The following is a 24,601-nucleotide window of genomic DNA, read 5'->3' on the forward strand; positions in this document are numbered from 1 at the left end:
GTGGCCGACCCGGAAGTACTTTGCCTGGGCGAAAGCATGGTCCTGCTGTCGCCGCGTGCCGGGCAACGCCTGGCCACGGCCCAGGAGATGGCCCTCGGCGTGGCGGGGGCCGAGTCGACCGTCGCCCAGTACCTTGCCGACCTGGGACACCGGGCGGCTTGGCTGAGCCGGGTCGGCTCCGGGCCGCTGGGCGACCAGGTCCTCGCGGCGGTCGCCGAGCCCGGCGTGGACGTGAGCTACGTGGAACGGGACCCGTCCGCGCCGACCGCCGTGTACTTCAAGGATCCGGCGCCCGAGGGAACGCTGGTGTACTACTACCGCGCCGGGTCCGCGGCGTCGCGGCTCACGCCCCGATACCTGGACGGGCTGCCGATCGCGAGTGCGCGCCTGGTGCACCAGTCCGGGATCACGCCCGCGCTGTCGGCCGGCTGCGCGGAGACCGCCACCGCGCTGTTCGAGCGCGCCCGCGCGGCAGGGGTGTCGTGCTCCTTCGACGTCAACTACCGCCCGGCGCTGTGGCGCGCCGAAGATGCCGCGGATCCGCTGCTTTCCCTTGCCCGGCAAGCGAATGTGGTGTTCGCCGGGCTCGACGAAGCGCGGCACGTGTGGGGCACCGACACCGCCCAGGCGGTCCGCGACCTGATCGGGTCCTCGATCACGGTCGTGGTGAAGAATGCCGATGTGGGGGCGACGGTGTTCGAACCGGGTGTCAGTCGGGGCACGTTCGTTCCCGCGCCGCGGGTCGACGTGGTCGAGCCGGTCGGCGCGGGCGACGCGTTCGCCGCCGGTTACCTTTCGGCCTGGCTCCGTGGCGCCGAAGCCGCGGAGCGGCTGCTGCTCGGCCATCGGACCGCGGCCTTCGCGCTCGGTTCGGTCTCCGATCATGCCGACGCCACCTCCCTGCGGAGAACGGAAGAGCCGACAACATGAGTCAGGCCGTCGAGCGTGCCATCCAGATCCTGGAGATGTTGACCATTGGGCCGCAGCACCCGAACGCGGTCGCCGAACGGTTCGGCGTCCACCGGACGACCGCGCTGCGCCTGCTGCAGGACCTGTGCCAGGGCGGTCTCGCGCGCAAGCGGGAGGACGGCACCTTCGCGGTCGGCTACCGGCTGGCCGGCCTGGCGCAGGCCGCGCTCGACCAGTTCGACCTGCGCGGCGTCGCGCACCCGCATCTGGCTGAGCTGGGCCGGAAACTTCGTCTCACGGTGCACATCGCCACGGTCGACGACGGGCGCGTGATCTACGTCGACAAGATCGAGCCGCCGGGCACGATCCGGCTGTACTCCCAGATCGGCAAGCCGGTCGTGCTCCACACCTCGGGGGTCGGCAAGACCATCCTGGCGTTCATGCCGGAGGACGAGCGCGCCCAGTTGCTGCGCGGCTACGACTATCAGCGGTTCACCGACGCGACGATCACGACGGCCGAGGGGTTCGCCGCGCGGCTGCGCGAGATCCGGGAGCGTGGCTGGGGAGAGGACGACGGGGAGTACGAGTCGTACGTCAATTGCGTGGCCGTCCCGGTCCGGGACGGCACATCGGCCGTGCGCACCGCGATATCGGTGACGGCCTTGAAGGCACAGATAGACCTGGCCGGCCTGCGCCAGCACCTGCCGGCCATCCGCAATGCCGCACAGGCGATTTCCCGAGCATTGGGATGGACGTCATGAACGAATCCGGGCGACTGTTCGCCGAGGCCTTTTCCAAGCTGCCGTTGATGGCCATCCTGCGCGGTTTCTCCGTCGAGGAGACGGTGAAGGTAAGCCGGCGCGCCTGGGACGTGGGCATCGAGCTGGTCGAAGTTCCGGTGCAGGGCGAGACCGCGGTGGCCGCGCTCCGGGCCGCGGTCGAGGCGGGCAAGGAACGTGACGCGGTGGTCGGCGCGGGTACGGTGACGACCATCGAGCGGGTCGAACTTGCCGCGCGTGCGGGCGCCCGGTTCACCGTGGCGCCCGGGTTTTCGCCCGTCGTCGCCCAGGCGTCGCTCGCGGCAGGCCTGCCACACCTGCCGGGCGTCGCGACCGCGTCCGAGATCCAGCAGGCGGAGGCCCTGGGCCTCACCTGGCTGAAAGCGTTCCCAGCCGCCGACCTCGGGTCACGCTGGATCACCGCGATGGCAGGCCCGTTCCCGGAGGCGCGGTTCGTCGCGACCGGCGGCATGAACCTGAACAACACCAAGGAATTCCTCGACGCGGGCGCGGCGGCGGTGTCGTTGGGCTCCGCACTGTCCGATGCGGACCAGTTCGCCCGGCTGCCCGAGCTCATCGAGACCATCCACGGAGGGGCCGGCCGATGAAGATCACCGCCTTGGAGACGTTCTCCGTCGCACCGCGCTGGCTGTTTCTGGCCGTGCGTACCGACGAAGGCATCACGGGATGGGGCGAACCGGTCGTCGAGGGGCGTTCGGCGACGGTCGCCGCGGCCGTTGAGGAACTCTCGGACTATCTCGCCGGCCAGGACCCGTTCCGCATCGAGGACCACTGGCAGGTGCTGACCAAGGGCGGTTTCTACCGTGGGGGCCCGATTCTGTCGAGTGCGGTGGCCGGGATCGACCAGGCGTTGTGGGATATCAAGGGCAAAGCGCTCGGTGTGCCCGTCCACGAACTGCTCGGCGGTGCGGTGCGCGATCGCATGCGCACCTATTCGTGGATCGCCGGTGACGAACCCGGGGAGGTCGCCGAGCACGCGCTCGAGCGCCTGCAGCAGGGCTTCGACGCGGTGAAGATGAACGCGGCCGGGAAACTACGGGCGCTGGAGTCGAAGGCGGAACTCGACCTTCTGGTGGGGCGCGTCGCCGCGGTGCGGGAGGCGATCGGCGATCAGGCCGACATCGCCATCGACTTCCACGGCCGGCTCTCGCCCGCGCTCGCCCGGGAAGCGTGCCGCCTGCTCGAACCCCTGCATCCGCTGTTCGTGGAAGAGCCGATCGTGCCCGAGCTGACCGCGGACTTCGGGCGTATCTGCGCCGCCACCACGGTGCCCATCGCGACCGGGGAGCGGCTGTACTCGCGCTGGGATTTCCGGGACCTGCTCGGCTCCGGAATCGCGGTCGCGCAGCCGGACCTGTCCCACGCCGGCGGGATTTCCGAGGTGCGCCGGATCGCGGCCATGGCCGAGGCGTACGGCGTGTCCCTCGCCCCGCACTGCCCGCTCGGCCCGATCGCGTTCGCGGCCTCGCTGCAGATCGACTTCGCCAGCCCCAACGCGTTGATTCAGGAGACCAGCCTGGGCATTCACTACAACACCGGCGCCGACCTCCTCGACTACCTCGTGGACGCGAGCGTGTTCGACTTCCGGGACAGTCACCTCGCCCGGCCGACGGGCGCGGGGCTGGGCATCGAGGTCGACGAGGCGGCCGTGCGCAAGGCCGCCGAGGTGGGGCAGCGCTGGCGCAATCCCGTGTGGCGCAACGCCGACGGATCGCTGACCGAATGGTGAGCCGGCCCGTTCCTACTCGTTCGGCAGCAACTACTGCTCCCGGTCCACGGTGATGGCCGAACGCTTGGCGTGGGGTCGCGGGTTGTCCGCCATGTCGCCGAACCCCTCGCGCAGGATGCGATGCACGGTCTCGTCCAAAGTGGACGTTTGGGGAATGATCCGCTCCTCGGCGAAACCGAGCTGATCGCCTGCGCGGTACCACTCCCGCATCTCGTCGATGCCGAATTCTGCGGCCTGGGGCCGTGTTCCGTGGCGGCGCAGCGTCTCCTCCCAGGCCACATCGAAGTAGTAGAACACGGTCTTGCCGAGGTGGTCGTTACGCAGGTCGCCGAGCATGTTCGCGTAACGTTCGGCGCGCATGATGCCCTCGACGATCACGTTCCACCCTCGATCGAGAGCAAACCTCGCGGCTGCGGAGATCAGCTCGATGTTGGCCCCACCGGACACGTCGCGCTCCTTGAGCACGACGCGCCGGAAATAGTCCTGTTCGATGAGCGCCACGCTGCGGCCGAGATGACCGCGCAACCGGCGCGCCGTCGAGGACTTGCCCGATCCCGAGGGGCCGCGGAGCACGACAAGACGAGTGTCCTCGGTCCCAATGTGGGTCATGACCGGCAGCTTAGCGGCGCCTGGCCCCCATCGGGCGGATCCACGCCGACATTGGTTGACGTATGCGCATGTTTGCATATATCTTTCGCGCTGTAGGGAGACGTGAACCCGAAGGAGTCCACTGGTGGGAACCGGCAAGCCGGCATCTGCCGAGCTAGCGCGTAGTCACGACGAGCGGAGCTCGTCCGGCCACGGCCACGGCCACGGCCACGGCATGAGCGTCGACGCGGATCGGAAATGGCTGGCCGCGGCCCTGGCGCTGATCGGGACGTTCATGGTCGCCGAGGTCACCGTCGGTCTGATCGCCGGGTCGCTGGCGCTGATCTCCGATGCCGGGCACATGCTCACCGACGCCGCTTCGATCGTGCTCGCGCTGGTAGCGATCCGGCTCGCGGCCCGGCCCGCCCGCGGCGGGTACACCTACGGGCTCAAACGGGCCGAGATCCTGTCCGCACAGGCCAATGGCATCAGTCTGCTGGTGCTCACCGTGTGGTTCACCTACGAGGGCATCAAGCGCTTGATCACGCCGCCCGAGGTCGAGGGCCTGCTGGTCTTCATCACCGCCCTGGTCGGGATCGCGGTGAACGTGGCCGCGACCTGGTGCATCAGCCGTGCCAACCGCAGCAGCCTCAACGTCGAGGGGGCGTTCCAGCACATCCTGAACGACCTCTACGCCTTCATCGCGACCACCGTCGCCGGTGCCGTGGTGTGGCTGACCGGTTTCACGCGCGCGGACGCGATCGCCGCCCTGGTGGTCGCCGCCTTGATGGCCAAGGCCGGGTGGAGCCTCGTGCGAGAGTCGGGGCGGATCTTCCTCGAGGCCGCACCCGCGGGCACCGATCCGGACCAGGTGGGGCGGCAACTGGTCGCACGGCCCGACGTGGTCGAAGTGCACGACCTGCACATCTGGCAGATCACCTCGGGTGAATCGGCGCTGTCGGCGCACGTGCTGGTTCAGCCCGGCGCGGACTGCCATGCGGTGCGGGGCGATCTCGAACGCGTCCTCCGCGACGAACACCACCTCCGGCACACCACGTTGCAGGTCGACCACAGCAGGCCCGAGCCCGGAACCGGCACGCACTGCGACGATCCACACGGCACGGTCCACCGGTCGGGCCGGGCCTGACCGCGCGGGATGCCGGCCGATAAACCGCCTGACCCGTGGCGTTCGGATTCGCGCGAACGCCCAAGGTCAGACGGAGTTCCGGTCGGGTGTCGGTACGGACTCTCAGCCTGCCAACGGCAGCGTGACCGAGGTGGCCGCGAGGGTGAAGGTGAGCGTGTCGTCCAGCCTCGGCAGAGCCGGGTCGAACAACATTGCGTCGGTGCCGCCGACGATCAGCCCGAGCCGGTGCCCGGCTGGGACGACGTGATCCAGACCGGTGAGCGGGAAGGTGATCGTGTACGGCGTGCCCGGGGTGAGCGCGACACCGTGCTCGAGAGAGGCGTAATGCCCGAGGTCGGCCCAGCCGACCGCGACGATCACATGGTCCACGTCGACCAGATCGGCGGTCGTGTCGAGGAAGCACGCGCTGTCGGCCGCACTGCTTTCACCCCAGCACGATCGGGTGTCGAGGTTCTTGATGCCGGAGCCGTACTCCACGGTGTTGCGCGTGCTCGCCGGTCCGTAGTCGACCAGCGCGACGCCGAGGCGGGCCACCGGCTTGTCCGAGCTCGCCGTGACGGTCACCGACGGCGTGCCGGACAGCCGCTCCGGCCTCGTCAGCGGGTCGGTGGTGAACACCGCCCGGGCTGTCGAGTCTTGAGTGGCCCACTGCTCACGATCGATGGCCGGATCGTCGACCACTGTCGCCGTTCCCACGCCTGGCCGGTTCGCCAGCGTTCCCCCGGCCGACGGCCACAGAGTGCCTTGCCGGGTCGCCGCCGGCCACTGCGGCAAATCGACCCACTGGCCGGGGGTTTGTTCGAGATGGATGGCCGGCTCCCGCTCGATGCCGTTGCGCACGCCGAGCAGCCAGCGGTCGAACCACCGGTGCAAGGTCGCGACCCACTGCTCACGCTGCAGGTCGAAGGGATCGGTGTGCCCGGCCTGGCTCAGCCACGCCTTGCGGGTCACCCCGGCCCGGCCGATCGCGTCCCACCAGAGGGTGAACTGGTTGGGGGCCACGGCGCCGTCCTGGAAACCCTGCACGGAGAACACGCTCGCGTGCACATTCTTGGCGTTCGCGGCGTAGTTCAGCTGTTTCCAGTACTCGTTATAATCGCCGTTCGTGCCCGCTCGCGCGGCGTTGTCCTGTTCATAGGGCTGGCACAGTTGCGCCGCGCGCTCGTTGTAGGTGAAGGCCGAGCCGTCGTTCTCCGGTGTGACGATGGGAGAGCCGTTGGCGATGTGCTGGGCGTAATTGTCGCTGACCGATTCGATCGGCACCACGGTCTTCAGGCCGTCGATACCGGAGGCGGCCATCCCGATCGCGGTGGTGCCGTCCTGCGACTTGCCGATCGCACCGACCGCACCGTTTGCCCAGCCCGCCTTGACGGTGTCCTGGCCGGCTGGCGAGCGGAAGCCGCGTGCCCGGCCGTTGAGCCAGTTCACCACGGCGTTTCCGGAGGCGACATCGTCGAAACAGCCCGACGACCGGTTCGTGCCGCCGACATCGACCAGCACCACGGCGTACCCGCGTGGGACGAAGTAATTGTCGTAGAACAACGGGAACTGCTCGGGCGTCCCGTCCGCCGCATAGGTCTTCTTCTGGTTTTCGTTCCCCCGCCCGCAACAGGCGTAGTACGGGCTGACATCCATGATCACCGGCACCCGCCGGCCACGGGCGGCGGGTTCGGCGGGCCGGATGATGTCAGCGGCGACCCGATCGATCCGGCCGTCGCGGTCGAGATCCTGGCCGGTCTCCACCCAGGCCGTCTCCCGTATCGCGTTCTGATAGGAAAACACCGGCTGACTGACGCCGTCGCGAAGCACGAACGCGGGCGGCTCGGCCGAAGCCGCCGGAGCACCGGTCACGGCCAGGACGAACGCGGTGAGGACGACGAGCACGCTGGAAGCACTTCGCCGGGTGAACCCGATCATGCCGGTCAGTATCGCAGGCCATGATCGGTAACCGGAAGCACAGATCCAGACCTCTGTGCTGTAGTTGCCCTTTGCTGCAACTGGAGAGGATGGGCCGCACCGGCGTCCCGCCGCGCTGATCTCCCCGTGGTGCGCACCGGGCGTGCCGTCACCAACACAAATACTAGTTGAAATAGTAGGATCGGGTGATCGCTTGCTGTGCTGGGACGACTCCCGGCCGACTCCGAGCTGCTGGTGGCCGATATCCTGAGGGAACCGACGGCACTGATCACAGTGGAGGAGAGGGCGAAGATGTTCGGTCTCGGTGACCTCGAATCCGCGGTGATGAACGTGCTGTGGGGCACCGCGGAGCCGGCCAAGGTCCGCGAGGTCCTTGATCGGCTGGACACGCCGAAGCAGCTCGCGTACACGACCGTCATGACGGTGCTCGACAACCTGCACCGCAAGGGCTGGGTGGAGCGCGAACTCGACGGCAAGGCCTACCGGTACGTGCCGGCGATCAGCCGGGAAGAGGCCGCCGCTCGCGCCTTGCGGGACATTGTGGATTCCTCCGGTGATCCGGAGGGTGTGCTGCTGCACTTCGCGCAGTCGGTGTCGGAGGAGGAGACCGAGGTGCTGCGCAAGGGGCTGCGCCGGAAGGCTCGCCGGAAGTGATCGCCGCCCTGTCGCTGCTGGCCGGCGCCGTCGCGGCGGGCTGGCTGGTGCCGGGCGGGTTACGCGCGCTGGACCGCGGTCGGCGCGATCCCGCGATGCTGATCGTGTGCTGGCTGCTGTCGATGCTGGGGGTGGCGCTCACCGCGGTGGCCGCGGTGATCCTGCTGCTCCTGCCGACCCAGGGATCGCTGGGCGGCCTGCTGGCCACTGCGCACACTTGCTGGCGAGCGATCCAGCACGGCTCACCGCCCGCGGTGGAACAAGTCGGCGGGCTGCTCGGCGTGCTCGTGCTGCTGGTTCTCGCGGCTCGCCTGGTGATCGCCGGAATCGTGGGGATCCGTCAGCGCGCGCGGATGAGGCGCGAGCAGTTGGCGACGCTGCGCATCGCCGGGCGTTCGGACGGCGGGATGCCCGCGACGCTGTGGCTGGCGCACGACCGGCCGCTGGCCTTCAGTTTGGGGGGACGGCGTGGCGTGATCGTCGCCACCGAGGGGCTGCACCGGCATCTGCCGGGCGACGCGGTCGCCGCGGTGCTCGCGCACGAGCGTGCCCACCTGAAGGGCAAGCACCATCAGCTGATCGCGCTCGCCGAATGTCTGCGGCTGGCTTTGCCGTTCCTGCCGCTGTTCCGGCAGGCCACAGCGGCATTGCGTGAACTCGTCGAACTCGCGGCCGACGTGGCGGCCACGCGCGAATGCGGTGCCCGCGCCGTGCGATCGGCACTGCTGGGGGTCTCCGGTTGCGGCGCACCCGCCGCCGCGTTGGCCATGGCGCGCGACGCCGTGGATCTGCGGCTCGCCCGCCTGGAGCGGGGCGTCCTGCCGCCCGCAGGGTTGCGTCGCGCCGCGATCTGCGGTGCCGCGGGCATGACGGCCGCGGCGCTACCTTTCGTGGCAAGTGCGGCACTGGCTCTGTCGATCGTGATCGTCGCCTGCCCGTTCGTCGGCTCCTGAATCAACCTCCTATCACAGGTAGTTCTTTTCGAGTGGGCAGCGCACTCTGTTCGGGTGGGTGTTGCTGGCGATCGGTGCGGTGATGGCCGTCGTGCACACCGATGCTCAGCTCGGGCGCAGGTGAGGTCTCGCTTCGGTGGCGTGTAGTCGTAACCAGCCGTTGACAGTCGCTTGTGGATGGTCAACGTGTCACGAGCCGGGCCCGGCCAACAGGCTCATGTGTTTTCAGCAACAAGGCGAGCCATCTCAGCGCGTGAACCGGCGAGCGTGCCCAGTGCCGCCAGACCCACCGCCACTAATGGCAGTGCCACCATCAGCCACGCCCACGAGATGAGATCGGCTGGTCACTCTCGGCGTGATGCGGATTCCCTTGCTGCACCGGCAATTGCGGTTCGATCTGCACCGCGTGCGTAGCGGTCCGCCGGGCTCATCGGCGGGTGGACGCAGGTGATGGGCCGGATACTGACGATGTTCGCTCGTCTGGGCTGGCCTCCCGTGTGACCTCCTCCGGGACCGAGCAGGTCTCCGGCGTGCACGCCCGGCGCCGCCACCGCACCGCCACCGCGGCGCCGAGCGCGAGCAGCGACAGGATCGCCAGGACCGGCTGCACCGGCGCCCACAGCCCGAGCGCTCCGGAGGCGCCCAGCAGAGCAACGACGATCTTGTTGCAGACCGGGCAGCCCACCGCGAACACCACCGCCGTCACGGCACCCAGCACACCCCCGCGTCCGCGCACATCTCCGGTCGGACGGGGGATCGCCACCCACAATCCGGCCAGGATCGCGGTCAGGACCAGCACCGGCAGCTCCCACCACCGCACCGGAGTCATGCGGTCGAACAGCGGCGTGTCGATGACATCGGTCGGCACCCCGACCGCGAGCGCACTCACCACCGCGGCGCCGGCCGCGGCGGCCCACCGGCGTGTTCGTTCATTCCACATAGGACACCGCGGTCATCATGCCCGCCTCTCCGTGGTAGACGTTGTGGCAGTGGGACAGCCACTGGCCGGGGTTCGTGGCGTCGAAATCGACTTCGACGGTTTTGCCGGGCAGCACGATCACGGTGTCCTTGCGTGGGCCCTGACCGTTTTGCCCACGTACCTGGAAGGTGTGGCCGTGCAGGTGCATCGGGTGGAACATCCGCGAGTTGTTCACGAACCGCAGCCGCACCCGTTGGACCTGCTTGATCGGCAGGCCGTCGTCGGGGTTGTAGGCCTTGCCGTTGATCGTCCAGTCGTACTTGGCGCCCGGCCCGGCCAACACCGACTCATGCGTAACCTCCGGGGCCTTGTTCGTCAGCGCGACGCCGGGAGCGGCGGTGAGTCGGCCACGGTCGCGACCCTGGCCAACTTCAACTCCTCGACCGCACTGTCGTTCGTCGTCCCGGCTCGGTTCGCCCCGGCGTGCACCGGGACCTGCGCGTAGCCGTCCTTGCCTTCCGCGACGGCGAGTACCGGCACTCCCTGGCCGGGGATCGTAATGATCGCATCGATTCGTTCGCCCATGCCCAGTAACACGGCATCGACCTCGTTCTGTGCTGTGGCCGGGAAGCCGTCGGTGTGGGTGACGCGCATCCGGACCCCGGGCACGCCGACCCGGAAGGCGGTGTCCGCGGCCGCGTTGATCAGCCACAGCCGGATTCGCTGGCCCGCCTTGCTCGCGAAGGCCGCGGGCGCGCTGGAGATCCGGCCATTCGCCAGCATGTACGGGTAAGTCACATCGCCAGCGTCGCCGCCGACCAACACCGACTATGGCATGCCGTCCATTCCGGACATCCCCGACCGTGACCCCGCCGAGATCTGCCTCGCCCACGCCGGCGTCGAGAGCGACCGACCGGACCGCCGCGCTCGCGGCACGGCGGGCCTGCTCGGCCTGCGCCACCTGCGGCGAGGCCGGCCCGACCTTCGCCGCCGAGACGGCGGAGCTTCCCGGGGAACAGGCGGCAAGTCCGAAGGTCGCGGTCGCGCCCGCGCTCAGCGCGAGGAACCCGCGCCGGCTCATCGGTCGGCCCGGGAACAGCGGTAGACGTCCGCCAGGTGTCATGGCTCCCTCAGGGAGATCGGAACTACGATTGTCGATAGTATATCGGCTGCCACCATAGCCGATGGCGGCCGCAGATCTGGACAATCCGTCGGCCGTGATGTCTTCCGCGACCAAAGGTCCGCAGAGCAGTGTGGTGAGTGGACATCCGCTCTCGAAGCCGACAGGAGCGCTGCTGTGGGATCCACCTCCTTCACCGTCAACGACCGCACCTACACCATGCCTGGTGCGCCGGTCGTCGTCATCTGCATCGACGGCAGCGAACCCGGCTACCACGTCGAAGCGATGAAGGCCGGCCGAATGCCGTGGCTGAGTCGCACACTCGCCGGGCCGTCAAGTTCATGGCCGGCGCACTGCGCGATGCCGGCCTTGACCAACCCGAACAACCTGTCCATTGCGACCGGGCAGCCACCGGCGGCCCACGGCATCAGCGGCAACTACATCTTCGACCCCGAAACGGGCGAGGAAGTGTTGATGAACGACAAGCGGTTCCTGCGGGCGCCGACCATCTTCGCCGCTGCCAACGAGGCGGGACACGACGTCGTCGTCGTGACCGCCAAGGACAAGCTGCGCCAACTGCTCGGCGCAGGGCTGGTCGAGGAAGGACCGGCCTTGGCCGGCGGTTCCGAGTTCGTCGCGCCCTCGCGCACGGGGATTTGCTTCTCGGCGGAGAAGGCAGGCGAGGCGACAGTGGCCGCCAACGGTATCGACAATGTTGTCGAACTGGTCGGCAAGCCCCTGCCGAGCGTGTATTCAGCCGAGCTGAGCGAGTTCGCGCTGGCCGCCGGCGTCGCGATCCTCGCTTCCCGTGGCGCGGATCTGATGTATCTGTCGCTCACCGACTACATCCAGCACAAACACGCACCCGGCACCGAGACCGCGAATGCGTTCTACCAGATGATCGACTCCTACGCGGCCCGGCTGGAAGAGTTCGGGGCCATCGTCGTCCTCACCGCCGATCACGGCATGAGCGCGAAGACCGACGAGACCGGCCGCGCACAAGTGTTGTACCTCGAAGACGAGGTGCGCCGAATCCTCGGCGTCCCAACGATTTCCGGTGATGCCGACGGTTCCGGCGGGGTGCGTGTGATCCTGCCGATCACCGACCCCTACACCGTCCATCACGGCGCACTCGGTTCGTTCGCCAGCGTGTACCTTCCTGCGCACACCGACCACGATGCTTTGCTCGAGAAGCTGCGCGCGCTCGACGGAATCGAGGCCGTGCACAAACGGGACGACGCTGCGCGACGTTATGCGCTGCCTGCAGAACGCATCGGTGACATCGTGGTGCTGGCCGAGGCAAGCACCGCACTGGGACGCTACGCCGAATGGCACGACCTGAGCGGCCTCGACGCACCACTACGCTCACACGGCGCGCTGGGAGAATTGCAGATCCCGTTCATCATCAATCGCACGCTGCCGAGACCAGAACCGCTGGACGAGCCCTACGGCGACCGCGCATACGTACACAACTACGACGCCTTCTGGGTCGCCACCACCATCGTTTCCCAGCACCAGACTTGGACCGCGCCCGCGGTGTAGAGCCAGACCGGTCGGTGGAGACAATGATGTCAAGTCCATTCGAAAACCGGCGGCCGCCATGTGGCCGATCGTTGTTTCAGAGGCCAGGTTCTCGCGTTTGAAGTGGCGCTGGGGTGAGCTCGCCTTCATCGGCCCCACAAACCAGCCAGGGAGGGGTCCCGCAATGGCGTGCTATCCTCTCGCGTTTATTGGAGCGCAACCCTACGTGAACTGCCACGATGGATGACGAATGCACCACCTACGAGGTTCTGTCAAGCCCGAGTCAGCGGTGGTGATTATCGCTGCATGGACCGGTGCTTCCAGTCGATCTTACCGTGGCAGATCAAGCGACTTGAGAGGAAGTTGCCATGTTCGGGAAGAGAAAACGACTTCGCGCCCAGCTCGAAGAACAAATGGCCAAGCTTGAAAACCTCACGGCCGAACTGATAGGTATCTACAGTACTGGAGATTGGGATCTTGCCTTGGTTTTGGCCGAGCGGCTCGAATTACTCTTGAAGCCCATTGCGACCATGCCGCGGATGGAGATATGCCTCTATCATGTCGAGTCGATTCAACTACGCATTGCCTACAAACGCAAAGACATCGGGCTGATCGAGACGATGGCGCGCAAAAGCCATAACCTACAGGTGTCGGATCTGGCCACCAGAACCGTGATGAGGATGGCAACCTACTCCAGCGATAATCTGGATCGAGACAGGTTGAGCGTGGATTCAATCCTTCGAGAATCCGAAAGTGAACTCAGGACAATGAGTGACGCTGAAAGTCAAATTGTACACATGAGGAACCCGAATCCTCGCCTGATCGGCACTCGATGGTTACCCGACTTTTACCGGACTTGATGCGTTGTCGACCCGCGCGAAACCGCACGGCGCCAACGCTGTCGACACACCCCCGCCAGCCTGACAGCTTCAGAGGTGCGCATCAGCAGCGCACTCCCCGGCCTGCGACACGACACATCGGGAGATTGCCGTGACCTTGTGGCTTGGGTGGGAGGCCGGTACCGATGCCGGAGCCGGCGCTGAGGTGCGTAAGCGGGTCCCGGTGATCAAGACCGGCGGTGACCGCCGCGAGTGGATGCCGTCCTGGCTGTGCTGTCTCAACCGACCAGGGTCGTTACGCGATCGTTTTCGCTGGCGTACTCGCGTCCCTGCTACTCACCGCCCCAATCAATCGTCGGTGATCGGACCATGGGGGAGGGCACGCGGCCTGACCCGGATAGAGCCGGACAAAACCGGAGGACGCAAGAGCGGCTCCTCACCTGTTCTCGAAGGTTGAGGGGCCGGTCGGAGCAGGTCTGCAGGGGTGCCCCCGGTGAGATTCGAACTCACACTGGACGGGTTTTGAATCCGTTGCCTCTGCCAGTTGGGCTACGGGGGCCGGTGTCGGGCCCGACTCTACGCGCCCGTGCCTGAGGCAGCCTCGCGGGGGTAGCCCTGAGTGACCGGTCCTCACCGCGGGCGGGCGGGTCGCACCACGTGGTGAACGCCATCGTGGGGAACTGGATCGTTCCCGGTAGGCTCGATTTCGCGGTACGCCGCACTTTCCCATTCCGTACGAGCACGCAGGAGGACCCCGGTGACCGAAGAGGCTGCCGAGGCCAACGGTGTCGCCACCGAGCCGCAGCGTCGGGTGCTCGTCGCCGAAGACGAAGCACTGATCCGGCTTGACCTCGTCGAGATGTTGCGCGAAGAGGGATACCAGGTGGTGGGCGAGGCCGGCGACGGTGAAGAGGCCATCAAGCTGGCCGCCGACCTCAAGCCCGATCTGGTGATCCTGGACGTCAAGATGCCCAAGCTGGACGGCATCGAGGCGGCCGCGAAGATCACCGGGGATCGGGTGGCACCCGTCGTCATTCTCACCGCGTTCAGCCAGCGCGATCTGGTCGAGCGCGCCCGGGACGCGGGCACCATGGCTTACCTGGTCAAGCCGTTCGCCAAGCGCGATCTGGTACCCGCCATCGAACTGGCGATCAGCCGGTTCGCCGAGTTGCAGGCACTCGAGGCCGAAGTCGCCGGTCTGACCGACCGGCTGGAGACCCGAAAACTGATCGACCGGGCCAAGGGGTTGCTGATGACCCAGCAGGGGCTGTCCGAGCCGGACGCCTTCCGCTGGATCCAGCGCACCGCCATGGACCGGCGCACCACGATGAAGGCCGTCGCGCAGGCTGTCGTGGAGAACATAGGTCAGCACTGAGGCACAAGGCCGGCCACACCGGCGCTTGATACTCTTCGTTTACACCCGGTTGCCGAATTAGGGCAACCGGGTGTAAGTGTTGCATAAAAAGTTGTGACGACCGTCACGATGTGGAAACAAGCCGCCGATCTCTCTGTGCAATCTGGTGAGCCGGGTTTACCGTCAGCGCCCAGTCAAGGACCCCCGCGCGGGGGAGCAGGCCACGAACCGGGTGGCCTGTAGCTGGATTGGGAGGAACGAGTGTCAGGAGCACGACTCACGGGAGTCATCGTGCTGGCGGCTGCCGCATCGCTCGCCATGGGTGCCTGCGCGGCGAAGACCAACACGGCCTCGCCGGGCACCAACAACACCGGGGTGAACCTGCCGGTGGTGTCCGAGGTGCCAGTGCCGGCCGACGCTGTGCTGCCCGCCGGTGACGGGAAGGCGACCTGCAGCGGCGTCACCATCGCCTACGCCGGTGCGCAGACCGGCCCGAACGCCCAGCTCGGCATCAACATCCTCAACGGTGTCCAGCTCGCCGTCAACCAGCACAATGCCAACAACCCGAACTGTCAGGTCACCCTGAAGAAGTTCGACACCGAGGGTGACCCGACCAAGGCCACCGGCATCGTGACCCAGGTGACCAACGAGGCCGACATCATCGGCGTGGTGGGCCTGCCCTTCTCCGGTGAGTCCAAGGCCACCGGGCAGATCTTCCAGCAGGCCAGCCTGGCGCACATCACCCCGTCGGCCACCAACCCCGACCTCACGAAGAACGGCTGGACCACCTTCTTCCGCGCGCTGGGCAACGACTCCGTGCAGGGGCCGGCCGTGGCGAAGTTCCTCACGGAAAAGCTGAAGGTCAACAAGGTCTGCGTCATCCAGGACGACTCGGACTACGGCATCGGCCTCGGCACCGCGGCCACGCAGGCACTCGGTGACAAGGCGTCGGGCTGTCAGGACAAGGTGACCACGAACCAGCGGGACTTCTCCGCGACGGTCAGCAAGATCACCGCGGCCAAGCCGGACGCCGTGTTCTACGCCGGCTACTACGCCGAAGCCGCGCCGCTGGACCAGCAGCTCTCCGCGGCCGGCTACACCGGACCCTTCGTCGGCCCGGACGGCGTGAAGGACGACAAGTTCATCCAGCAGGCGGGCTCGGCCTCGAGCAACGCGATGTTCAGCTGCCCATGCGTGCCGGGTGAGCTGGTGCCCAGCTTCGCCAGCGCCTACCAGCAGATGGCCGGCCAGGCCCCGGGCACCTATTCGCTGGAGAGCTACGACGCGGCCACGGTGCTGCTGCGCGGCATCGACACCGGTGTCAAGGCACGGCCGGAGATGCTGGATTACGTCAAGAACTACAACGCCAACGGGCTCAGCAACCACATGCAGTGGGAGCCCTCGGGCGAGCTGAAGTCCTCCACCGTGTACAGCTACAAGGTTCAGGACGGGAAGATCGTCTACATCGGCACGATCTCCTGATCCCCGCGGGCCGGCCGCTTCGGGCCGGCCACGGTCACATGGCCGGGCACGCCACTTCACGCGGTGGCGTGCCCGGTCCGGTAACAACATCGGAACGTGAGGCCGCGTGCATCAAATCCTGTTTATGGCTGACAGCTGGATAAAATTCGACGTCGACAGCTTTCGCCAGCAGTTCTGGGACAACACCTTCAACGGTTTGACCTTCGGCGCGATCTACGCCTTGATCGCGATGGGCTACACGCTGGTGTACGGCGTGCTCAAGCTGATCAACTTTGCCCACTCGGAGGTGTTCATCGCCGGGGCCTACGCGTTGGTGTTCACCCTGTCCGGGCTGGGGTTCGGCGGTTCGGCGCCGGGGCTGTCCCTGCCGGCGCTGATCGGTGACCTCATCATCGCGTGCGCGGTGGCGATGGCGGCGTCCGGGATCGTCGCGGTGGTGCTGGAGCGTGTGGCTTACCGGCCGTTGCGCCGGAAGGGCGCGCCGAAGCTGGCCTTCCTGATCACCGCGATCGGTGTCTCGTTCGCCATCCAGTACGCGTTCTTCATCTGGCGCGGCGCGAGCGCCGAGCCCGCGGTGATCATGTTCGTGCCCCAGCCGGTGTTCGATATCTTCGGGGCGATCATCACCGACCAGCAGCTGATCATCTTCATTGCCGCGATCGCGCTGATGGTGCTGGTCGACCAGTTCGTCAACCGCACCCGCTTCGGCCGTGGGGTGCGGGCGGTGGCCCAAGACCCGGACACCGCCACGCTGATGGGGGTGAACAAGGAACGGGCGATCATGCTGACGTTCCTGATCGGTGGGGTGCTGGCGGGCGCGGCCGCGCTGTTCTACGTGATGAAGGTGCCCTCCGGGGTGGTGTTCAACGGCGGCTTCAACCTCGGTGTCAAGGCGTTCGCCGCGGCCGTGCTCGGCGGGATCGGCAACATCCGCGGCGCGCTGCTCGGCGGCCTGGCGATCGGCCTGGTGGGCAACTACGGGCAGACGTTGCTGGGCAGTGCACAGTGGTCCGACGTGATCGCGTTCGTGGCCCTGGTCGTGGTGTTGATGTTCCGGCCCACCGGCATCCTCGGCGAGTCACTGGGAAGGGCACGGGTATGAGCACGACCGAGATCCCGCGGCGCGACCGCGCCGCCGGCCCGAAGCCGCGGGGCCGGTTCCGCGAGTGGTGGAACAACCTGTCCCGGCCGCAGCAGTGGGCGGTGCTGGTGCCCGTCGTGGTGCTGATCTATTTCCTGCCGGTGCTCAACCCGCCGCTGCTGACCACCGAGCCGTACACGAACTTCCCGATCGCGATGGTGCATGCGGCGGAACTGGCCATGGTCGCCATCGGGCTGAACGTGGTGGTCGGCCAGGCCGGTCTGCTCGACCTCGGCTATGTCGGGTTCTTCGCGGTGGGCGCGTATGTGGCCGCGCTGCTCACCAGCAAGGACTCGATGCTGCACAAGCTGCCGTACCTGGCCACGCTGCCGCTGGCCATGGTGGTCACCGCGCTCGCCGGGGTGCTGCTCGGCCTGCCCACGCTGCGGCTGCGCGGCGACTACCTGGCGATCGTCACGCTCGGGTTCGGCGAGATCGTCCGGCTGCTGGCCACGCTGGTGCCCGAGCTCAACGGCCAGGTCGGGTTCCAGGGGGTCGGCCACCCGCCGGGCACCCGCGCCAACGGCAACCCGATCTTCACCGCCAGCGACGGCGTGCCGTGGTATTGGCTGGTGGTCACGCTGATCATCGTCCTGCTGCTGTTCGTGGGGAACCTGGAGCGCAGCCGGGTCGGCCGTGCCTGGGTGGCGATCCGGGAGGACGAGGACGCCGCCGAGATCATGGGCGTGCCGACGTTCAAGTTCAAGCTCTGGGCGTTCGCCATCGGAGCGGCGATCGGCGGCCTGTCCGGTGCGCTGGTGGCCGGGCAGACCGGGTTCATGAACAACCAGAACTTCTCGGTGTCGTTCTCGGTGCTGTACCTGGCCGCGGTGATCCTGGGCGGTTCCGGCAACAAGGTGGGGGTGATGGTGGGCGCGTTCATCGTCTCCTACATCCCGGACCGGTTCACCAACCTCAGTGACCGCAAGTACCTGATCTTCGGCTTGTTCCTGGTGGTGTTGATGATCTTCCGTCCGCAGGGCCTGCTCGGCGCGCGGCAGCGGCTGCTGGCCCGCGGACGCCAGGCCTACCAGCGGCTGATCGGCCGCGGCGAGCAGATCAGCCGCGACAGTTCGGTGTCCGCGGAAGTGGGGGAGAGCTCATGAGCGAGCGTGAGCCGGAGGCAGACGGCGGTATCGTCGCCGAACTGGCGAGGATGTCCGAGCAGGAGCGGGCGGAGCATTTCGCCGAGGTGGCGGAGGTCGTCGCGCCCGAGCGGGAAATCGCCGTCGAGGTCGGGCAGACCCTGCTGGAGGTGCGTGACGTCACCGTCCGGTTCGGCGGCCTGGTGGCGCTGGATTCGGTGTCCTTCACCATCCGGCGCGGCGAGATCCTCGGCCTGATCGGGCCGAACGGCGCGGGCAAGACGACCTGCTTCAACGCGATGACCGGCGTGTACCGGCCCACTTCGGGCCAGGTACTGATGGAAGATCGGCCGCTGGCCAGAGCGTCGCGACACAAGATCACCCAGGTCGGGATCGCGCGCACGTTCCAGAACATCCGGTTGTTCGCGGAGATGACGGCGTTGGAGAACGTCGTGGTCGGCGCGGACGCCCGGCACCGGACGAGCGTGCTGGGCTCGTTGCTGCGCCTGCCGCGGCATCAGCGTGAAGAGCGTGAAGCGGTGGAGCGGGCGATGGCGCTGCTGGAGTTCGTGGGCATCGCCGACCGGGCCGCGGACAAGGCGAAGAACCTGCCGTACGGGTACCAGCGAAGGCTGGAGATCGCGCGGGCGCTGGCCACGGAGCCGAAGCTGCTGTGCCTGGACGAGCCGGCGGCCGGGTTCAACCCGGCGGAGAAGGAAGAGCTGATGGGGCTGATCCGCAGGATCCGCGCCGACGGCTACACGGTTCTGTTGATCGAGCATGACATGCGACTGGTGATGGGGGTGACCGACCGGATCGTGGTGCTGGAGTTCGGGCGGAAGATCGCCGAGGGCCTGCCGGCGGAGATCCGGGAGGACCCGGCCGTCATCGCCGCATATCTGGGAGCGGATGACGATGACGTTGCTTGAGCTGTCCGGCGTGTCTGTCCACTATGGGCGGATTCAGGCGGTGTCGGAGCTGTCGATCACGGTCGAGCAAGGCGAGATCGTGGCCTTGATCGGGGCGAACGGGGCGGGCAAGTCGACGACGATGCGCGCGATCTCGGGGATCCGGCCGACTTCGGCTGGCCGGATCACCTTCGCCGGGGAGGACATCACGCGGTTGCGGGCGGACCTGCGGGTGGTGCGCGGGATCTCGCAGGTACCCGAGGGCCGCGGGGTGTTCCCCGGCATGACGGTCGCCGAGAACCTGGACATGGGCGCCTACGCCCGTAAGGACCGCAAGAACCTGGCCGCCGACCTGGACCGCGTGTTCGACCTGTTCCCGCGGCTGGCCGAACGGCGCAGCCAGACGGGCGGCACGCTGTCCGGGGGCGAGCAGCAGATGCTGGCCATCGGTCGCGCGTTGATGGCCAAGCCGACCCTGCTGTTGCTGGACGAGCCCTCGATGGGGCTGGCGCCCCAGTTCATCCGGCAGATCTTCCGGATCGTCACCGAGATCAACAACCAGGGCACCACGGTGCTGCTCGTGGAGCAGAACGCGCAGCAGGCGCTGTCGCGGGCACACCGCGCCTATGTCCTGGAAACGGGTCGCATCACCAAGGCCGGTACCGGCGCCGAACTCCTCGCCGACACCTCGATCAAGGAGGCCTACCTGGGCGTCGCGTGAACCATCCAGGCCGTCGGGTGCCTGCTAGTAGAGTGCCGTATGGCCGAAGTGACCGTCAGCGAGCTCAACCAGCAGACCGCGCGGGTGCTCGATCGGGTCAAGGCCGGTGAGTCCGTCGAGGTCAGCGAGTATGGGCGACCAATTGCCAGGATCGTGCCGATCGCACCGAGGACGGGCGTGCCGCTGCTTGATGAGCTCATCGCGCAGGGCCGCGCGATCCCAGCATCGATGCCGGGACCGATTCCCGCCACCCCCGCGCGCACCGAGGCGGATGGAGACATCCGCCTCACCGACGTGCTTGCTCAGATGCGCGACGACGAGCGGTGTTGATGATTTGTCTCGACACTTCCGCCGCTCGAGCTCGTTCTTCTCCCCGAAGCGGAGACGGCGGCGCTGGAATCGTGGCTCAAGGGCAGGCGTGGCACGCGCGTCCTCCCGCCTGCTCCGGATCGAACTGTTGCGCGCCGTTGCCAGAAACGGGGCGCATCGGATGCCGCGTGCACACGTGATCTTGTCCGGGGTTGTGCTGCTCAGCATGGACGACGCGGCGCCGACCGCCGAGGTCATCGGCGACTCGTACCTGCGCAGTCTGGATGCCATCCACCTGGCAACCGCACATGCCGTTCGATCCGCGCTAACCGCGCTCGTCACCTACGACAAGAGAATGGTCGAAGGCGCGACCGCACTCGGGTTGCCCGTAGCCTCGCCGGCCTAGCTAGCTGCCGCGGGATGCGCGACGAAAAGCGGTGAGCGGCCGGGCCTAGTCTCGCGGGCGGTCGCGGACGATGCAGCTCAGCCGTGCCGTGCAGGTGCGCTTGCCCCGCTCGTCGGTGAGCACGATCTCGGTGGTGATGGTGCCGCGGCCGACGTGCACCGGGACGGCGACGCCGGTCACCACCCCGTCCGTCACGCCGCGGTGGTGCGTGCAGGACAGCTCGAACCCCAGCGTCAGCTTGTCCGGCCCCGCGTTCAGCGCGGCGACGGTGGAGCCCAGCGCCTCGGCGAGGACGGCGTTGGCGCCGCCGTGCAGCAGGCCGTAGGGCTGCCGGTTGCCCCGGACCGGCATCGTGCCGACCACCCGCTCCGGGCCGACCTCGACGAACGTCAGCCCGATCTTGTCGTTGAGCTGCTCGTCGGCGAAGGTCGGGTCGATGCCGGCCAGCTGTTCACCGGCGAACTCGGACAGGTGGTCGCTCACGCGCGGCTCCTTAACGCATACGAGGAGGCGGGACTGTCAGTCCCTCACCCTAGACTCGCTCTCGTGACCCCCAGCGAGAACCAGTCAGTTGCGAACACCACAGCCACGGCGGCCGGCCAGCGGCCGCGGCTGCTGCTGATCGACGGTCATTCGATGGCCTACCGTGCCTTCTTCGCCATCCCGGCGGACAACTTCCGGACCTCGACCGGGCAGGTCACCAACGCGGTCTTCGGATTCACGTCGATGCTGATCAACCTGCTGCGCGACGAGCAGCCCACGCACCTCGCGGTGGCCTTCGACGTGTCCCGGCAGACCTTCCGCGCGGCCACCTATGCCGACTACAAGGCCAACCGGACCACCACCCCGGACGAGTTCAAGGGGCAGGTCGGCCTGGTGCAGGACGTGCTGCGGGTGCTCGGCATCCCGGTCCTGGCCAAGGAGAACTACGAGGCCGACGACGTGATCGCGACGCTCACCACGCAGGCCGTCGGGGCCGGCTACGAGGTGCTGATCTGCACCGGCGACCGGGACGCGCTGCAACTGGTCGGCGACGCGGTGACCGTGCTCTACCCCCGCAAGGGCGTGTCGGACCTGGTCCGGTACGACCCGGCCGGGGTGAGCGGCAAGTACGGCCTGAGCCCCGAGCAGTATCCGGACTTCGCCGCCCTGCGCGGTGACCCGTCGGACAACCTGCCGGGCATTCCGGGGGTGGGGGAGAAGACCGCGACCAAGTGGATCCAGCAGTTCGGGTCGCTGGGCACGCTCATCGACCGGGTGGACGAGGTCAAGGGCAAGGTCGGCGACGCCTTGCGGGCGCACCTGGACTCGGTGATGCGCAACCGGCAGCTCACCGAGCTGGTGCGCGACGTTCCGCTGGAGGTTCTGCCGGACGATCTCGCGCTGCAGCCGTGGGACCGTGACGCGGTGCACCGGCTGTTCGACGAGCTGGAGTTCCGCGTGCTGCGGGAACGCCTGTTCGCGACGCTGTCCAGCGCCGAGCCGGAGGCCGAGGGTGGGTTCGAGGCGGTCGGCGCCGCGGTGCCGACCGGGTCGGTCGCGGCATGGCTGACCGAGCACAGCCGGGCCGGCGAGGCGGTCGGGATCTCCTTCCGCACCACCGGCTCGTCGGTGGCCGCCGACCTGCGGTCGATCGCGCTGGCCACCGCCGACGGGCAGGGCGCCTACCTCGATGTGTCCACAATGGACGAGGCGGACGAGAAGGCGCTGACCGCGTGGCTGGCCGACGCGAGCGTGCCGAAGGTGGGCCACGCGCTGAAGGCGCCGCTGCACGCGATGCTGGCCCGCGGCTGGGCGTTCGCCGGGCTGAACATGGACACCGCGCTGGCGGCCTACCTGGTGCGGCCGGGGCAGCGGTCGTTCGAGCTCGACGATCTGGTGCTGCGCTACCTGCAGCGGGAACTGCGCTCCGACGCCGATGCCGAGGGCGGTCAGCTGTCCCTGCTCGACGGGGGCGACGGGGACCAGCAATTGGTCGAGGCCGAGCTGGTGCGGGCCAGGGCGGTGGCCGAGCTGGCCGGTGCGCTCGAGGCCGAGCTGGGCGAGATGGGTGGCCGGCGGCTGCTGGCGGAGATCGAGCTGCCGCTGCTGGCGGTCATCACCGAGTTGGAAGCCGCCGGGGTCGCGGTGGACCTCGACCAGTTGACCGAGTTGGAGGCGCACTACGCCGCCCGGGTCAAGCAGGCCGAGGAGGATTCCTTCCGCGTCATCGGCAAGCAGATCAACCTCGGCTCGCCCAAGCAGCTCCAGGTGGTGCTGTTCGACGAGCTGTCCATGCCGAAGACCAAGCGCACCAAGACCGGCTACACCACCGACGCCGAGGCCCTGCAGACCCTGTACGAGAAGACCGAGCATCCGTTCCTGCAGCACCTCCTCGAGCACCGGGACGCGAGCCGCCTGCGGTCCACAGTGGAGGGGCTGATCAAGGCGATCGCCGACGACGGCCGGATTCACACCACGCTGCACCAGACGATCGCCGCGACCGGCCGGTTGTCCTCTGTGGACCCGAACCTGCAGAACATCCCGATCCGCACCGAGGAAGGTCGTCGTATCCGCGACGCGTTCGTGGTCGGCGGCGGGTACGCGGAACTGTTGACCGCCGACTACAGCCAGATCGAGATGCGGATCATGGCGCACCTGTCCGAGGACGCCGCCCTGATCGAGGCGTTCCAGTCCGGTTTCGACTTTCACGCGGCCACCGCGGCGCGGGTGTTCGGTGTCGATCCCGACCAGGTCGACAGCGGGCAGCGGGCCAAGATCAAGGCGATGAACTACGGGCTCGCCTACGGCCTCTCCGCGTACGGGCTGTCCCAGCAGTTGCGGATCTCCACGGAGGAGGCGCGCGGGCTGATGGAGGAGTACTTCGCGCGGTTCGGTGGCGTTCGTGACTACCTGCGAAGCGTGGTCGCGGAGGCCACCAGGGTCGGCTACACCGAAACGATCTTCGGCCGCCGCCGCTACCTGCCCGACCTCACCAGCGACAACCGGCAACGCCGGGAAATGGCGGAGCGGATGGCGCTCAACGCGCCGATCCAGGGCAGCGCGGCGGACATTATCAAGGTCGCCATGCTCAACGTCCACGGCGCCCTGACGACGGCTGGTCTGACCAGCCGTCTGCTGCTGCAGGTGCACGACGAACTCGTGCTGGAGGTCGCCGAGGGTGAGCGGGCCGAGGTGGAAGCCTTGGTCCGCAAGGAAATGGGCGCCGCCTGTGACCTCGCGGTGCCGCTGGAGGTGTCGGTCGGGTTCGGCCGGTCGTGGAACGACGCGGCACACTAGCCGCGGTAGTCGAGGTGACCGGCTCGCCCGCGAAATCGCGAAGGCGTGGCAACACCGCGTGAACTTCGCGAACCGTGTGCTTTCGCCCAGCACGGGCCTTTCAGGAAGCATCGGCACGGATCCGGAGGTAGCGTGGGGCCATGTCGGGCGGGCAAGCGCTGCTCCTCGCCGGGTCCGGAATGCTGGCGGGGGTGGCCGAGGCGCTGGTTTCGCAAGGCTGGCATGTCGTGCTGCCGAGCCGGCGGTACAGCCCGATTCCCGCCCCGGAGACGAAACCGGGAATCGCCGCATTGCGAGCATTACGGCCGCCCGGTCACACCCGCCAGGGCGACCGCTCGCAGGGCGACTGGGAGCAGGGCGACTGGGAGCAAGGCGACCGCAAGCAGGGGCGCGCGATCTGGGTCCAGGCCAGCTGGGACAGCCCTTGGGAGCTGGCAAGGAAGGCCGAGGCCGAGTTGTCGGGCCAGGCGGACCTGCTGGTGTCCTGGGTGCACAGCCAGTACCGGCCATCGGTGATGCGGGCGGTGGAACCGTTGCTCGCCGCGGATGCCCCGGTGGTCGAGGTCTCCACCATCGGCCAGTTGGGCCCACCGGATCAGCCGGAGCCGTCGCTGGGCACGCACCGGACGCAGGTCGTCCTGCTCGGCCTGGTGTCCGAAACAGACAGTGGCCGCGCGCTGGGGCAGGACGAGATCATCAGCGGAGTGCGGGCCGCGGTGTGCCGCGCGCTCAGCGGACAGCCGGCCTCGGTGCACCAGATCGGCCGTCTCCGCCCCATGCTCCGCTGAAGTCGGTGTTTGTTATTTGAACAGTGCCCCGC

At 67.9% G+C, this 24,601-nt stretch carries 26 protein-coding genes and 1 tRNA gene; 20 read left to right on the plus strand and 7 right to left on the minus strand.

The window, feature by feature from the left end:
* The 4 genes from A3CU_RS0106940 to dgoD are packed head-to-tail and all read left to right on the plus strand — an operon-like array spanning position 1 to position 3,438.
* Positions 1-930, plus strand: coding sequence for a sugar kinase (locus tag A3CU_RS0106940; protein ID WP_245616910.1), 930 nt, complete (start codon positions 1-3; stop codon positions 928-930).
* Positions 927-1,670 (plus strand): IclR family transcriptional regulator, encoded by a 744-nt coding sequence (locus tag A3CU_RS0106945; protein ID WP_027941672.1) that lies wholly within the window; start codon positions 927-929, stop codon positions 1,668-1,670. Before A3CU_RS0106940 ends, A3CU_RS0106945 begins: the two co-directional genes overlap by 4 nt.
* Positions 1,667-2,296 (plus strand): bifunctional 4-hydroxy-2-oxoglutarate aldolase/2-dehydro-3-deoxy-phosphogluconate aldolase, encoded by a 630-nt coding sequence (locus A3CU_RS0106950; protein ID WP_063628799.1) that lies wholly within the window; start codon positions 1,667-1,669, stop codon positions 2,294-2,296. Before A3CU_RS0106945 ends, A3CU_RS0106950 begins: the two co-directional genes overlap by 4 nt.
* Complete coding sequence (gene dgoD, locus A3CU_RS0106955) at positions 2,293-3,438, plus strand: galactonate dehydratase (protein ID WP_027941674.1); 1,146 nt, start codon at positions 2,293-2,295, stop codon at positions 3,436-3,438. The genes A3CU_RS0106950 and dgoD overlap by 4 nt, the downstream gene beginning before the upstream one ends.
* A gap of 30 nt (positions 3,439-3,468) precedes the next feature.
* Here the strand turns inward: dgoD and A3CU_RS0106960 are convergent, their stop codons facing one another.
* Positions 3,469-4,047, minus strand: coding sequence for an AAA family ATPase (locus A3CU_RS0106960; RefSeq protein ID WP_027941675.1), 579 nt, complete (start codon positions 4,045-4,047; stop codon positions 3,469-3,471).
* A gap of 124 nt (positions 4,048-4,171) precedes the next feature.
* Between A3CU_RS0106960 and A3CU_RS0106965 the strand changes: the two genes are divergently transcribed.
* Entirely contained in the window at positions 4,172-5,173 is a 1,002-nt protein-coding gene (locus A3CU_RS0106965) for a cation diffusion facilitator family transporter (RefSeq protein ID WP_027941676.1), read from the plus strand.
* Between the two features lie 102 nt (positions 5,174-5,275).
* On the opposite strand, the gene A3CU_RS0106970 is transcribed toward A3CU_RS0106965, so the two are convergent.
* Positions 5,276-7,090 carry a CocE/NonD family hydrolase gene (locus A3CU_RS0106970; protein WP_052371516.1) on the minus strand — a complete coding sequence of 605 codons (1,815 nt, stop codon included), beginning with the start codon at positions 7,088-7,090 and terminating at the stop codon, positions 5,276-5,278.
* Positions 7,091-7,381: 291 nt separating this feature from the next.
* Here A3CU_RS0106970 and A3CU_RS0106975 point away from each other — a divergent pair, with 291 nt between their 5' ends.
* Together A3CU_RS0106975 and A3CU_RS0106980 are read left to right on the plus strand one after the other, a co-directional pair.
* On the plus strand, positions 7,382-7,744 hold the full coding sequence (locus A3CU_RS0106975; protein WP_027941678.1) for a BlaI/MecI/CopY family transcriptional regulator: 363 nt from the start codon (positions 7,382-7,384) through the stop codon (positions 7,742-7,744).
* Positions 7,741-8,697: a M56 family metallopeptidase gene (locus tag A3CU_RS0106980; protein WP_027941679.1), complete on the plus strand. Its 957-nt coding sequence runs from the start codon at positions 7,741-7,743 to the stop codon at positions 8,695-8,697. Before A3CU_RS0106975 ends, A3CU_RS0106980 begins: the two co-directional genes overlap by 4 nt.
* A gap of 427 nt (positions 8,698-9,124) precedes the next feature.
* On the opposite strand, the gene A3CU_RS43735 is transcribed toward A3CU_RS0106980, so the two are convergent.
* The 3 genes from A3CU_RS43735 to A3CU_RS54355 are packed head-to-tail and all read right to left on the minus strand — an operon-like array spanning position 9,125 to position 10,414.
* Positions 9,125-9,637: a hypothetical protein gene (locus A3CU_RS43735; RefSeq protein WP_052371517.1), complete on the minus strand. Its 513-nt coding sequence runs from the start codon at positions 9,635-9,637 to the stop codon at positions 9,125-9,127.
* Complete coding sequence (locus A3CU_RS54350) at positions 9,627-9,959, minus strand: multicopper oxidase domain-containing protein (protein WP_027941680.1); 333 nt, start codon at positions 9,957-9,959, stop codon at positions 9,627-9,629. The genes A3CU_RS43735 and A3CU_RS54350 overlap by 11 nt, the downstream gene beginning before the upstream one ends.
* A gap of 32 nt (positions 9,960-9,991) precedes the next feature.
* Positions 9,992-10,414 (minus strand): cupredoxin domain-containing protein, encoded by a 423-nt coding sequence (locus tag A3CU_RS54355; protein WP_245616911.1) that lies wholly within the window; start codon positions 10,412-10,414, stop codon positions 9,992-9,994.
* Positions 10,415-10,451: 37 nt separating this feature from the next.
* Between A3CU_RS54355 and A3CU_RS54360 the strand changes: the two genes are divergently transcribed.
* The 3 genes from A3CU_RS54360 (at position 10,452) to A3CU_RS0107005 (ending at position 13,117) form a co-directional block, all read left to right on the plus strand.
* Positions 10,452-10,721: a hypothetical protein gene (locus A3CU_RS54360; RefSeq protein ID WP_169739600.1), complete on the plus strand. Its 270-nt coding sequence runs from the start codon at positions 10,452-10,454 to the stop codon at positions 10,719-10,721.
* A gap of 192 nt (positions 10,722-10,913) precedes the next feature.
* The gene (gene phnA / locus A3CU_RS0107000) at positions 10,914-12,278 is read left to right on the plus strand and encodes a phosphonoacetate hydrolase (RefSeq protein ID WP_027941682.1); all 1,365 of its coding nucleotides are present in this window, start codon (positions 10,914-10,916) and stop codon (positions 12,276-12,278) included.
* Positions 12,279-12,625: 347 nt separating this feature from the next.
* Entirely contained in the window at positions 12,626-13,117 is a 492-nt protein-coding gene (locus A3CU_RS0107005; protein ID WP_027941683.1) for a hypothetical protein, read from the plus strand.
* A 464-nt stretch (positions 13,118-13,581) separates the two neighbouring features.
* On the opposite strand, the gene A3CU_RS0107010 is transcribed toward A3CU_RS0107005, so the two are convergent.
* Positions 13,582-13,655: transfer RNA gene (locus A3CU_RS0107010), tRNA-Leu, on the minus strand.
* A 198-nt stretch (positions 13,656-13,853) separates the two neighbouring features.
* On the opposite strand from A3CU_RS0107010, the gene A3CU_RS0107015 reads away from it, so the two are divergent.
* The 8 genes from A3CU_RS0107015 to A3CU_RS43745 all read left to right on the plus strand — a co-directional run bounded on the left by A3CU_RS0107015 (position 13,854) and on the right by A3CU_RS43745 (position 20,502).
* Entirely contained in the window at positions 13,854-14,471 is a 618-nt protein-coding gene (locus tag A3CU_RS0107015; RefSeq protein ID WP_027941684.1) for an ANTAR domain-containing response regulator, read from the plus strand.
* 240 nt (positions 14,472-14,711) lie between these two features.
* A complete protein-coding gene (locus tag A3CU_RS0107020; RefSeq protein WP_342668899.1) occupies positions 14,712-15,932 on the plus strand; it encodes a branched-chain amino acid ABC transporter substrate-binding protein in 1,221 nt (406 codons plus the stop codon).
* A gap of 124 nt (positions 15,933-16,056) precedes the next feature.
* Positions 16,057-17,034, plus strand: a complete 978-nt coding sequence (locus A3CU_RS0107025; protein ID WP_043840737.1) for a branched-chain amino acid ABC transporter permease — start codon at positions 16,057-16,059, stop codon at positions 17,032-17,034.
* A complete protein-coding gene (locus A3CU_RS0107030; RefSeq protein ID WP_027941687.1) occupies positions 17,031-18,179 on the plus strand; it encodes a branched-chain amino acid ABC transporter permease in 1,149 nt (382 codons plus the stop codon). Before A3CU_RS0107025 ends, A3CU_RS0107030 begins: the two co-directional genes overlap by 4 nt.
* Positions 18,176-19,087, plus strand: coding sequence for an ABC transporter ATP-binding protein (locus A3CU_RS0107035; protein ID WP_027941688.1), 912 nt, complete (start codon positions 18,176-18,178; stop codon positions 19,085-19,087). Before A3CU_RS0107030 ends, A3CU_RS0107035 begins: the two co-directional genes overlap by 4 nt.
* On the plus strand, positions 19,074-19,787 hold the full coding sequence (locus A3CU_RS0107040; protein ID WP_027941689.1) for an ABC transporter ATP-binding protein: 714 nt from the start codon (positions 19,074-19,076) through the stop codon (positions 19,785-19,787). Before A3CU_RS0107035 ends, A3CU_RS0107040 begins: the two co-directional genes overlap by 14 nt.
* Before the next feature lie 39 nt (positions 19,788-19,826).
* Complete coding sequence (locus A3CU_RS0107045; protein ID WP_027941690.1) at positions 19,827-20,117, plus strand: type II toxin-antitoxin system Phd/YefM family antitoxin; 291 nt, start codon at positions 19,827-19,829, stop codon at positions 20,115-20,117.
* Between the two features lie 88 nt (positions 20,118-20,205).
* Positions 20,206-20,502, plus strand: a complete 297-nt coding sequence (locus tag A3CU_RS43745) for a PIN domain-containing protein (protein ID WP_052371518.1) — start codon at positions 20,206-20,208, stop codon at positions 20,500-20,502.
* Positions 20,503-20,547: 45 nt separating this feature from the next.
* Here the strand turns inward: A3CU_RS43745 and A3CU_RS0107055 are convergent, their stop codons facing one another.
* Positions 20,548-20,985, minus strand: a complete 438-nt coding sequence (locus tag A3CU_RS0107055; RefSeq protein WP_027941691.1) for a hotdog fold thioesterase — start codon at positions 20,983-20,985, stop codon at positions 20,548-20,550.
* A gap of 63 nt (positions 20,986-21,048) precedes the next feature.
* Between A3CU_RS0107055 and polA the strand changes: the two genes are divergently transcribed.
* Complete coding sequence (gene polA / locus A3CU_RS0107060) at positions 21,049-23,781, plus strand: DNA polymerase I (RefSeq protein ID WP_027941692.1); 2,733 nt, start codon at positions 21,049-21,051, stop codon at positions 23,779-23,781.
* Positions 23,782-23,921: 140 nt separating this feature from the next.
* Positions 23,922-24,569 carry a Rossmann-fold NAD(P)-binding domain-containing protein gene (locus A3CU_RS0107065; protein WP_245616912.1) on the plus strand — a complete coding sequence of 216 codons (648 nt, stop codon included), beginning with the start codon at positions 23,922-23,924 and terminating at the stop codon, positions 24,567-24,569.
* The last annotated feature ends 32 nt before the right edge of the window (positions 24,570-24,601 follow it).

This window comes from Amycolatopsis taiwanensis DSM 45107 (assembly GCF_000519205.1).
Classification (GTDB): domain Bacteria; phylum Actinomycetota; class Actinomycetes; order Mycobacteriales; family Pseudonocardiaceae; genus Amycolatopsis_E; species Amycolatopsis_E taiwanensis.